This window comes from Pseudomonas sp. PS01298, from assembly GCF_029959745.1.
In the GTDB taxonomy this organism is placed as follows: Bacteria; Pseudomonadota; Gammaproteobacteria; order Pseudomonadales; family Pseudomonadaceae; genus Aquipseudomonas; species Aquipseudomonas aylmerensis.
In genome coordinates this window covers 20,832-32,407 of record NZ_JASCPP010000082.1, presented here as the reverse complement: position 1 = coordinate 32,407, position 11,576 = coordinate 20,832, and the positions used below count along the sequence as shown (strand labels likewise).

8 protein-coding genes are annotated in these 11,576 nt (G+C 61.1%); 6 read left to right on the top strand and 2 right to left on the bottom strand.

The window, feature by feature from the left end:
* Positions 1-138: 138 nt before the first annotated feature.
* Entirely contained in the window at positions 139-1,515 is a 1,377-nt protein-coding gene (locus QMX97_RS23455) for an L-serine ammonia-lyase (RefSeq protein ID WP_065904808.1), read from the bottom strand.
* Positions 1,516-1,929: 414 nt separating this feature from the next.
* Here QMX97_RS23455 and QMX97_RS23450 point away from each other — a divergent pair, with 414 nt between their 5' ends.
* From QMX97_RS23450 to choV, 3 genes are all read left to right on the top strand, one after another.
* Positions 1,930-2,877 carry a choline ABC transporter substrate-binding protein gene (locus QMX97_RS23450; protein WP_065904809.1) on the top strand — a complete coding sequence of 316 codons (948 nt, stop codon included), beginning with the start codon at positions 1,930-1,932 and terminating at the stop codon, positions 2,875-2,877.
* Positions 2,878-2,946: 69 nt separating this feature from the next.
* Positions 2,947-3,792 (top strand): choline ABC transporter permease subunit, encoded by an 846-nt coding sequence (gene choW, locus QMX97_RS23445; protein ID WP_015886271.1) that lies wholly within the window; start codon positions 2,947-2,949, stop codon positions 3,790-3,792.
* Complete coding sequence (gene choV / locus QMX97_RS23440; protein WP_065904810.1) at positions 3,789-4,967, top strand: choline ABC transporter ATP-binding protein; 1,179 nt, start codon at positions 3,789-3,791, stop codon at positions 4,965-4,967. Before choW ends, choV begins: the two co-directional genes overlap by 4 nt.
* Before the next feature lie 167 nt (positions 4,968-5,134).
* Here the strand turns inward: choV and QMX97_RS23435 are convergent, their stop codons facing one another.
* Positions 5,135-7,069, bottom strand: a complete 1,935-nt coding sequence (locus tag QMX97_RS23435; protein ID WP_226939981.1) for a BCCT family transporter — start codon at positions 7,067-7,069, stop codon at positions 5,135-5,137.
* Positions 7,070-7,460: 391 nt separating this feature from the next.
* On the opposite strand from QMX97_RS23435, the gene betI reads away from it, so the two are divergent.
* From betI to betA, 3 genes are all read left to right on the top strand, one after another.
* Entirely contained in the window at positions 7,461-8,054 is a 594-nt protein-coding gene (gene betI, locus QMX97_RS23430; protein WP_028618243.1) for a transcriptional regulator BetI, read from the top strand.
* Positions 8,055-8,163: 109 nt separating this feature from the next.
* Positions 8,164-9,636 (top strand): betaine-aldehyde dehydrogenase, encoded by a 1,473-nt coding sequence (betB, locus tag QMX97_RS23425; protein WP_282397697.1) that lies wholly within the window; start codon positions 8,164-8,166, stop codon positions 9,634-9,636.
* 130 nt (positions 9,637-9,766) lie between these two features.
* Complete coding sequence (gene betA / locus QMX97_RS23420; protein ID WP_065904815.1) at positions 9,767-11,470, top strand: choline dehydrogenase; 1,704 nt, start codon at positions 9,767-9,769, stop codon at positions 11,468-11,470.
* Positions 11,471-11,576 lie beyond the last annotated feature (106 nt).

Genomic DNA, 11,576 nt, shown 5'->3' with positions numbered 1-11,576 from the left:
GCGTTGGGCTGCGCAGCAGCCCCAGAACCTGACACCTCGATATTCCTGAACGAACTCAGTGAAGTTATTGGGGCTGCTGCGCGGCCCAACGCGGGGCAAGCCCGCTCGCCACAACAAGCCGCCCACCGGCAAAGGTGGTCAACACTCCACCGCGCTCACCGCCAACCCACCGCGCGAGGTTTCCTTGTACTTGTCGTGCATGTCCGCCCCGGTATCGCGCATGGTGCGGATCACCCGGTCGAGCGAGATGAAGTGCTGGCCATCACCGCGCAGGGCCATCTGCGCCGCGTTGATCGCCTTCACCGCCGCAATCGCATTGCGCTCGATGCACGGCACTTGCACCAATCCGCCCACCGGGTCGCAGGTCAGGCCGAGGTTGTGTTCCAGGCCGATCTCCGCCGCGTTGCACAGTTGCTCCGGCGTGGCGCCGAGGATTTCCGCCAAGCCGGCGGCGGCCATCGCACAAGCCGAGCCGACTTCGCCCTGGCACCCGACCTCGGCACCGGAGATCGAGGCGTTCTTCTTGCACAGGATGCCCACCGCCGCAGCGCCGAGCAGGTAGTCGACCACGTTGGCTTCGGTCACTTCCTCGCTGAATTTCATGAAGTAGTGCAGCACTGCCGGGATGATCCCCGCCGCGCCGTTGGTGGGTGCGGTGACCATGCGTCCACCGGCAGCGTTTTCTTCATTGACCGCGAGGGCGAACAGGTTGACCCACTCCATCGCGCTCAAGGTCGAGCCGATCACATTGGGTTTGTTCAGCTCCAGCAAACTGCGGTGCAACTTGGCCGCGCGGCGGCGCACGTTCAGGCCGCCCGGCAAGATGCCCTCGTGCTTGAGCCCCTCCTCCACACACGCCTGCATGGCGCGCCAGAGTTTCATCAGGCCGCTGCGGATTTCGTCTTCCGAGCGCCAGGTTTTTTCATTCGCCAACATCAACTCGGCGACGCGCAGGTTGTGGGTCTTGCACAGCTGCAACAACTCCACCGCGCTGGAAAAATCATAGGGCAGCTCGGTGCGGTCCATATCCGCCACGCCACTCTGCGCCTGGGCTTCATCCACGACAAAACCGCCGCCCACCGAATAGTAGGTGTCGCGATGCAACTCACCGTCATCGCCGAACACCACCAGGGTCATGGCGTTGGGATGAAAGGGCAGGTTTTCGTCGAGCAGGCGCATGTCGCGTGCCCACACAAACGGCACCGGCAAGCGCCCATCCAGCAGCAGCGTGTCGGTCTCGCGCAGGGTGTGGATACGCAGGCCGATCTGCGCCGGATCGATCGCGTCGGGCCACTCGCCCATCAGGCCCATGATGGTCGCGGTGTCGCTGCCGTGGCCAATGCCGGTGGCCGACAATGAGCCGTAGAGCTGAACTTCGACGCGCCTGACTTGTTCCAACAGTTCACGTTCACGCAATGCCTGGACGAACAACGCCGCGGCGCGCATGGGGCCGACGGTGTGAGAACTAGAAGGCCCGATGCCGATCTTGAACAGGTCGAAAACGCTGATAGCCATTAACGTGGGACTCCGCAGGTGAGCAAACCGGACACCAAGGAGCTGCTACGCTCAGATCGCCCAGATGGCGGCATCATCAAGCTTTTATCCGCCGTCACGGCGTCTCACACCGACGTACCCATGCTCACCAGCGTCGCTCTCGTGCGATCAGGCGTTTTGGCCGTTTTTAGCGGTGCAGATCGTTGAAAACTGCAGTTTTGCCTTTGGAAAAATCTGTAAGCGACGTCACCGACACTGGATACGACCATCCCTGTACTGGATACGACGCCCCCTGTAGGCGTCAGATTTTCACTGGTACATGATCAGTCTCGACTCGTTTGCAAGGCACCGCGCCGCCGCTGCGTCGCACGTTCCAACCGCAACACATATAAAGCGCGGCGAATGCCGCCAGAAAAAACACAGGAGTCTACCCAGATGAAAGGTTCACCCTCGTTGTTGTTGGCCGCCATGCTGAGTCTGCCAGTCCTGGCGCACGCTGCAGAACCGGCACAATGTCAGACCGTCAATTTCTCCGATGTCGGCTGGACCGACATCACCGTCACCACCGCGACCACCAGCGAAGTCCTCAAGGGCCTGGGCTACAAGCCGCGCACCACGATGATTTCGGTACCTGTGACCTACAAGTCGCTGGCCGACGGCAAGAACATGGACATCTTCCTCGGCAACTGGATGCCGACCATGGAAAACGACATCAAGCAGTACCGTGATGCCGGCACCGTGGAAACCGTGCGCGCCAACCTGGAGAACGCCAAGTACACCCTGGCGGTACCCGAAGCGCTGTACAACAAAGGCCTGAAAGACTTCGCCGATATCGCCAAATTCAAGGATGAGCTGGGGGGCAAGATCTACGGCATCGAGCCGGGTAACGACGGCAACCGCACTATCCAGACGTTGATCGACAAAGACGCCTTCGGCCTGAAAACCGCCGGCTTCAAAGTCGTCGAATCCAGCGAAGCCGGCATGCTCTCCCAGGTCGAACGCGCCACCAAGCGCGACCAGGCCATCGTGTTCCTCGGCTGGGAACCGCACCCGATGAACACTCGCTTCAAAATGAAGTACCTGACCGGGGGTGACGACTCGTTCGGCCCCAACTACGGCCAGGCCACCATCTACACCAACACCCGCAAGGGCTACACCCAGGAATGCAGTAACGTCGGCCAGTTGCTGAAAAACCTGGTGTTCACCCTGAACATGGAAAGCACCCTGATGGGTAAAGTCCTGGACGAAAAACAGAAACCCGATGCAGCGGCCAAGGCCTGGCTGAAGGCCAACCCGCAAGTGCTCGACACCTGGCTCGCAGGCGTCACCACCGTCGATGGCAAACCCGGTCTGGAGGCCGTCAAAGCTTATCTCGCCAAATAACACCCGCTGACCCCAGGCCGGTGCGCTGGCCTGGGATGTTTTCCCCTTCGCATGTGGACATTCACTACCATGCTGACTGAACAGAAAATCCCACTAGGCCAGTACATCGCTGCCTTCGTCGAATGGTTGACCCAACACGGCGCCAACTATTTCGACGCAATCGCATCGACGCTGGAAACGATGATCCACGGCGTGACGTTTGCGCTGACCTGGTTCAATCCGCTGGCATTGATCGGTCTGATTGCGCTGCTGGCTCACTTCATTCAACGCAAGTGGGGCCTGACTGTATTTGTCATCGCCTCGTTCCTGCTGATCCTCAACCTGGGGTACTGGCAGGAAACCATGGAAACCCTCGCGCAGGTGCTGTTCGCCACCCTGGTCTGCGTGGTCATCGGTGTGCCGCTGGGCATTGTTGCCGCGCACAAGCCGATGTTCTACACCCTGATGCGGCCGGTGCTCGATCTGATGCAGACCGTACCGACCTTCGTCTACCTCATCCCTACCCTGACCCTCTTCGGGCTGGGTGTGGTGCCCGGGCTGATATCCACGGTGGTGTTCGCGATTGCCGCGCCGATCCGCCTGACCTACCTGGGTATCCGCGATGTACCGCAAGAGTTGATGGACGCCGGCAAGGCCTTTGGCTGCTCGCGCCGTCAGTTGCTCTCGCGCATTGAACTGCCCCACGCCATGCCGAGCATTGCCGCCGGCATTACCCAATGCATCATGCTGTCGTTGTCGATGGTGGTGATCGCGGCCCTGGTAGGCGCCGACGGCCTCGGCAAGCCGGTGGTCAACGCGCTGAACACCGCCGATATCGCCCTCGGTTTCGAAGCCGGCCTGGCGATCGTATTGCTCGCCATCATGCTCGACCGCATCTGCAAACAACCCGATGCCAAAGTAGGGGGTGATGCATGAGCATTATCCGATTCGACAAGGTCGATGTGATCTTCTCCAAGGACCCACGCGAAGCCCTCAAGCTGCTGGACCAGGGGATGCACCGCAACGAAATCCTGAAAAAGACCGGGCAGATTGTCGGCGTTGAAAAAGCCAGCCTGGATATCGAGAAAGGCGAGATCTGCGTGCTCATGGGCCTCTCCGGGTCCGGCAAGTCGAGCCTGCTGCGTTGCATCAACGGCCTCAATACCGTCAGCCGTGGCCAGCTGTTCGTGGAGCATGAAGGGCGCCAGATCGACATCGCGTCGTGCACGCCCGCCGAGCTGAAAATGATGCGCACCAAGCGCATCGCCATGGTGTTCCAGAAGTTCGCCCTGATGCCCTGGCTGACAGTGCGCGAAAACATCAGCTTCGGCCTGGAAATGCAGGGCCGCCCGGAGAAAGACCGCCGCAAGCTGGTGGATGAGAAACTCGAGCTGGTGGGCCTGACCCAGTGGCGCAACAAGAAGCCGGATGAACTCTCCGGCGGCATGCAGCAGCGCGTCGGCCTGGCGCGTGCGTTGGCGATGGACGCCGACATCCTGCTGATGGACGAACCTTTCTCCGCCCTCGACCCGCTGATCCGCCAGGGCCTGCAGGACGAGTTGCTGGAGCTGCAACGCAAGCTGAGCAAGACCATCGTGTTCGTCAGCCACGACCTCGATGAAGCGCTCAAGCTGGGCAGCCGCATCGCGATCATGAAAGACGGCAAGATCATCCAGTACAGCGTGCCGGAAGAGATCGTGCTGAACCCGGCGGACGACTATGTGCGCACCTTCGTCGCCCATACCAACCCGCTCAACGTGCTGTGCGGCCGCAGCCTGATGCGCACCTTGGACAACTGCAAGCGCGTGAACGGTTCGGTGTGCCTCGATCCGGGTGGCGACTCATGGCTGGACCTGGCCGAAGGCAACACCATCACCGGTGCTCGCCAGAATGGCGCGGTGATGAACCTGCAGAACTGGGCGCCGGGGCAACCGGTGGAAGGTCTGGGCCGGGTGCCGACACTGGTGGACTCCAACATCGGCATGCGCGATGCGCTGCAGATTCGTTATCACACCGGCAACAAGCTGGTGTTGCATGACAACAACCAGGTGGTGGGGATTCTGGGGGACAGTGAGCTCTACCATGCCCTGCTGGGCAAGAACCTCGGCTGAGCAGTGCACAGATCGGCTGAATGAACTGGGTCAATGTGGGAGCTGGCTTGCCTGCGACAGCAATGGTGAATCCAACATAGCTATCGCAGGCAAGCCAGCTCCCACATTTGATCTCTGTTTCGGCATAAAAAAAGCGGCGCCAGTGAGGGCGCCGCTCCTTTCAGGCATCAGCTATAGACACGGCCAAGGAGCTGCCGATGGCTTTCAAACTGATCGAGCACGTCCCGGGTGATCTGTTCCTGGGCAAAGCCCATCAGGTCGTACTCCTGAGGCCCGTTGTGCAGGTAGACCTCGGCACGGTAGTAGCGGGTGCGCTCTTCTTCCGGCAGGTCGCTCGGCGCCGACGAGTAAGCATCCAGGCTCACTTCGTAGACAAACGGGTTGCCCTCTTCCATCTCGATGCGCACACCGATGCAGCGTTTGGATTTGCCCAGCAGGGTCTGCACTTCCAGCCCCTGGTCGCGCAACGCCGTCGCGGCTTCTTCCAGCGCCGGCGTGACGTGTTTGTCCATGAAGCGCTGCACAGTGGCCTGGCTCGGTTGCAGATCCAGCGCGGTGAGGCGCTCGCTGAACCCCCGACGGCCACGCTCGGCCAACTGCGCCTGCTCCTGTTCGATTGCGACGTCCTGGCGCATGGCCTTGTGCAAACCGAACATGAAGAAAATCAGCACCACCGAGAACGGCAGCCCCGCCAGCACCACCATGGTTTGCATGGCTTCGAAGTTACCGGCGAACAGCAGGCCGATAGTCACCAGGGTGATCACCGCCGACCAGAAGATCCGCAGCCAGTGCGGCGCATCTTCATCCACATTGCCGCCTTTGCAGGAAAGGTTGGCCATCATCACCGCGCCGGAATCCGCCGGGGTCAGGAACAACACGAAGCCGACGAAGATCGACACACCGATGACGATTTTCGACGCCGGGTAATGTTCCAGCAGTTGATAGATGGCCATGGACGGCTGTTCCAGCGCCGTCTTGCCCAACTCCACCGCACCGTGATTGAGCACCAGGTCCAGCGCCGAGTTGCCGAAGATCGACAACCACGCCAGGGTGAAGCCCAGCGGGATCAGCAGCACGCCGGCCACCAGCTCGCGCACGGTGCGGCCACGGGAAATACGCGCGATGAACATGCCTACGAATGGCGCCCAGGAAATCCACCAGGCCCAGTAGAACAGGGTCCACAGGCCCATCCAGCGTTCGGTCTTGTCGGCGTCGCCTTCATACACATAGAGGTCGAAGGTTTTCAGCACCAGGCCGTTCATGTAGTCGCCGATGTTCTGCACAAAGCCGTTGAGCAAGTGCAGGGTCGGGCCGAACAGCAATACGAAGATCAACAAACCGCTGAACAGCACGATGTTGAGGTTGGACAGGCGGCGAATGCCGTTCTCCACACCCGACACCGCAGCGATGGTTGCCACGGTGCTCATCACGATGATCACGATCAACAGGTTGGTGTTGCTGTGCTGCATGCCGAACAGGTTTTCCAACCCGGACGAGACCTGCATCGAACCAATACCCAGGTTGGTCACCAGGCCGAGCAGGGTCACGAACATGCCGAAGCCGTCCACCGCATGGCCGGCCGCGCCCTTCACCCAACGCTCGCCTACCAGCGGGTACAGCGCCGAACGCAGCGCCAGCGGCTGGTTATGCCGGTACGCGAAGTACGCCACGGCCAGGCCGACCAGGGCATAGATCGCCCAGCCGTGCAGGCCCCAGTGCAGAAAGGTCAGTTGCAGCGCCTGGCGTGCTGCGCCATTGCTGGCGGCCGCGCCTTCGGGCGGGTTGAAGTAGTGGTCCAACGGCTCCGAAGCGCCGAAGTACAGCAGCGAAATGCCGATCCCGGACGAGAACAACATGCCGGCCCAGGCGCCGTAGCTGAAGTCCGGGGTGTCGTCCTTGCTGCCCAGTTTCAATTTGCCGTAGGACGAAAACGCCAGGCCGACCACAAACACCAGGTAAGCGGCGATGACCACCATGTAGTACCAGCCAAAGCTTTTCGACAGCCAGGCCTGTGCTACGCCGAGCATGCGCCCGGCCTCCTGCGGGGCGATGATCAGAATGGCGGTCAACAACAGAATGAGCGCGGTGGAGGTGTAGAACACCCAACCGTTGACCCGGACCTTTTCCGGCGGGGTCTTTATAAGAGAGGCAGAACTCATGGCGCAGATGCTCCGGGCAGTGCGAGAGAGAAACACAAGGCAACGGTTATCCCGGGACATCGATTTTTCGGCAGTCGACGGACGGGTGTTATAAAGACACCCCGAAAATTCTTGAGCCCCGCCGAAGCGGTGCCCAGGCCCTGATACGGCCTGTTTCAAGGACTTTTGCAGGTGTCAGATGTCGCAGCTCGCAGGTAGGAAATATCTGTAGGCAGCGACCATTTGTCGCAGATCTTATTCTTTGTTGATTGAACGTTCAATCAAAACAAAATAGACTGGCCATCAAGCCGACGGACGTTGATCGCCCATCGGCAGGCCTAAGGAGAGGTGCTACATGCCCAAGGTCGGTATGCAACCCATACGCCGCCAGCAGTTGATCGAAGCCACCTTGACGGCGATCGATCAGGTCGGAATGGGGGATGCCAGCATTGCGCTGATCGCCCGTCTGGCCGGCGTCTCGAACGGCATCATCAGTCACTACTTTCAGGACAAGAACGGCCTGATCGCCGCGACGATGCGGTACTTGATGAATGTGCTGATCGAGAACGTCCACGAACGCAGGCTCGCACTGAAGGATGACAGCCCACGGGCGCACCTTCAGGTGATCATCGAGGGCAACTTCGATGCCAGCCAGGTCAACGGCCCGGCAATGAAAACCTGGCTGGCCTTCTGGGCCACCAGCATGCACCACCCGTCATTGCACAGGTTGCAGCGGATCAACGATCAACGTCTGTATTCCAACCTGTGCTGCCAGTTCCGCCGAGTGCTGCCGCTGCCGCACGCACGCAAAGCAGCCCGAGGCCTGGCGGCCCTGATCGACGGTTTGTGGTTGCGCGGCGCCCTGTCGGGAGACGCTTTCGACACGGCGCAGGCGCAACGGATCGCTTACGAATACATGGATTTCCAATTGGCCAAGCAGGTGAGTTAGAGCACCCACAACCGCTCAACCCCTGAACTGCCGTCGATCAGTGATGCCAGACCCTTATGGCCCACTTTCGGCGGTTAACGCCAACCACTTATGCACTTGCGAGGACTTTATGGCCCGTTTCGAACTGCAAAAACTCTACATTGACGGCGGCTACAGCGACGCTGGCAGCGATGCCACCTTCGAAGCCATCAACCCGGCTAACGGTGAAGTTCTCGCCCAAGTGCAACGCGCAACGTTCGATGACGTTGAACGTGCCGTGGTCAGCGCCGAAAAAGGCCAGAAGATCTGGGCCGCGATGACCGCCATGGAGCGTTCGCGCATCCTGCGTCGCGCCGTCGACATCCTGCGTGAGCGCAACGACGAGTTGGCCGCCCTGGAAACCCTGGACACCGGTAAAGCTTTCTCCGAAACCCAATACGTCGACATCGTCACCGGCGCTGACGTACTGGAGTACTACGCAGGCCTGGTACCGGCCATCGAAGGCGAGCAGATCCCACTGCGCGACACATCCTTCGTCTACACCCGCCGCGAGCCGCTGGGCGTGGTTGCCGGTATCGGCGCGTGGAACTACCCGATCCAGATCGCCCTGTGGAAATCCGCACCGGCCCTGGCTGCCGGCAACGCGATGATCTTCAAGCCGAGCGAAGTCACCTCGCTGACCACCCTGAAACTGGCCGAGATCTACACCGAAGCCGGCGTTCCGGCGGGCGTGTTCAACGTACTGACCGGCAGCGGCCGTGAAGTCGGCACCTGGCTGACCGAGCACCCGCGCATCGAGAAAGTCTCCTTCACCGGCGGCACCGACACCGGCAAGAAAGTCATGGCCAGCGCTTCCAGCTCCTCGCTCAAGGAAGTGACCATGGAGCTGGGTGGCAAGTCCCCGCTGATCGTGTTCGAAGACGCCGACCTGGATCGCGCCGCCGACATCGCGATGATGGCCAACTTCTACAGCTCCGGTCAGGTCTGCACCAATGGCACTCGCGTGTTCGTGCCCAAGCACCTGCAAGCCGCCTTCGAAGCCAAGATCGTTGAGCGTGTGGCACGCATTCGCGTTGGCGACCCGCAAGACGAAAACACCAACTTCGGCCCGCTGGTCAGCTTCGCCCACATGGAAAGCGTGCTCGGCTACATCGCCAAAGGTAAGGAAGAAGGCGCTCGCGTACTGTGCGGCGGCGACCGCCTGACCGTCGGTGCATTCGCCAAAGGCGCCTACGTGGCCCCGACCGTGTTCACCGACTGCACCGACGAGATGACCATCGTGCGTGAAGAAATCTTCGGCCCGGTGATGAGCATCCTCACTTACGAAACCGAAGAAGAAGTGATCCGTCGCGCCAACGACACCGACTTCGGCCTGGCTGCGGGCCTTGTGACCAAGGACCTGAACCGCGCCCACCGCGTGATTCATCAGCTGGAAGCGGGTATCTGCTGGATCAACGCCTGGGGCGAGTCCGACGCGAAAATGCCGGTCGGTGGCTACAAGCAATCCGGTGTGGGTCGTGAGAACGGCATCAGCTCGCTGAACAACTTCACCCGCATCAAATCGGTACAGGTTGAGCTGGGCGACTACGCCTCGGTGTTCTGATAAGCGGCAAGCGGCAAGCTTCAAGCTGCAAGTAAAAGCAGTTTGGTTTGCCGCACTTCCCAGATACACCGCTCGCTGCTCTTTCTTGCAGCTTGAAGCTTAGAGCTAGCAGCTCTCAAGGAGACCCCCCATGACTCAAGAATACGATTACATCATTGTGGGTGCCGGTTCCGCCGGTAACACCCTGGCGACCCGTCTGACTGAAGACGAAGGCGTCACCGTCCTGCTGCTGGAAGCCGGCGGCCCGGACTACCGTTTCGATTTCCGTACGCAAATGCCGGCCGCCCTGGCGTTCCCGCTGCAAGGCCGTCGCTACAACTGGGCCTACGAAACCGATCCAGAACCTCACATGGACGGCCGCCGGATGGAATGCGGTCGCGGCAAGGGCCTCGGCGGTTCCTCGCTGATCAACGGCATGTGCTACATCCGTGGCAACGCCATGGACTACGACAACTGGTCGAAACTGCCGGGCCTGGAAAACTGGACCTACCTGGACTGCCTGCCGTATTTCCGCAAGGCTGAAACTCGCGACATCGGCCCCAACGACTACCACGGTGGCGACGGCCCGGTCAGCGTGACCACGCCTAAAGCCGGCAACAACCCGCTGTTCCACGCCATGGTTGAAGCAGGCGTGCAAGCCGGCTACCCGCGTACCGAAGACCTGAACGGCTACCAGCAGGAAGGCTTCGGCCCGATGGACCGTACCGTCACGCCGAACGGCCGTCGCGCCAGCACCGCGCGCGGTTACCTGGACACAGCCAAGAAGCGTTCGACCCTGACCATCGTCACCCACGCCCTCACCGACAAAGTGTTGTTCGAAGGCAAGCGTGCCGTGGGCGTGCGTTACCTGATCGGTGCCGCCGAAGAGCGCGTTGAAGCCCGTGCGCGTAAAGAAGTGCTGGTGTGCAGCGGTGCAATCGCTTCGCCGCAACTGCTGCAACGCTCCGGCGTGGGCCCGGCCAAACTGCTCGAAAGCCTGGACATCCCGGTGGTCCACGACCTGCCGGGCGTTGGTGAAAACCTGCAGGACCACCTTGAGCTGTACCTGCAATACGCGTGCACCCAACCGGTCTCGCTGTACCCATCGCTGCTCTGGTACAACCAGCCAGCCATCGGTGCCGAGTGGCTGTTCAACGGCACCGGCATCGGCGCCAGCAACCAGTTCGAAGCGGGCGGTTTTATCCGTACCCGTGAAGAATTCGATTGGCCGAACATCCAGTACCACTTCCTGCCGGTGGCGATTAACTACAACGGCAGCAACGGTGTGAAAGAGCACGGTTTCCAGGCACACATGGGCTCCATGCGTTCGCCAAGCCGTGGCCGCGTGCAATTGAAGTCGAAGAACCCACGGGATTACCCGAGCATCCTCTTCAACTACATGGCCACCGAGCAGGACTGGCAGGAATTCCGTGACGGCATCCGCCTGACCCGTGAAATCATGCAGCAGCCGGCGCTGGATCCCTACCGTGGCCGCGAGATCAGCCCGGGCATCGAGGTGCAAACCGATGAGCAGCTGGACAAGTTCATCCGCGAGCACGCCGAAACCGCGTTCCACCCGTCCTGCTCGTGCAAGATGGGCACCGACGAGATGGCGGTAGTGGACGGCGAAGGCCGTGTGCACGGCATGCAGGGCCTGCGGGTGGTCGATGCGTCGATCATGCCGATCATCACCACCGGCAACCTGAACGCGCCGACGATCATGATCGCCGAGAAAATCGCCGACAAGATCCGTGGCCGCCAGCCGCTGCCGCGCAGCACCGCCGACTACTACGTGGCAGGCGATGCGCCGGTGCGTGGCAAGCCGTTGCGTGAAGTGGGCCCGACTGCGCAGTAACTGAAACACTTTGTGGCGAGCGGGCTTGTCCCGCGTTGGGCTGCGCAGCGGCCCCGAAAATCTGGGGAGCGCTACGCACTCCAACGCGGGGCAAGCCCGCTCACCA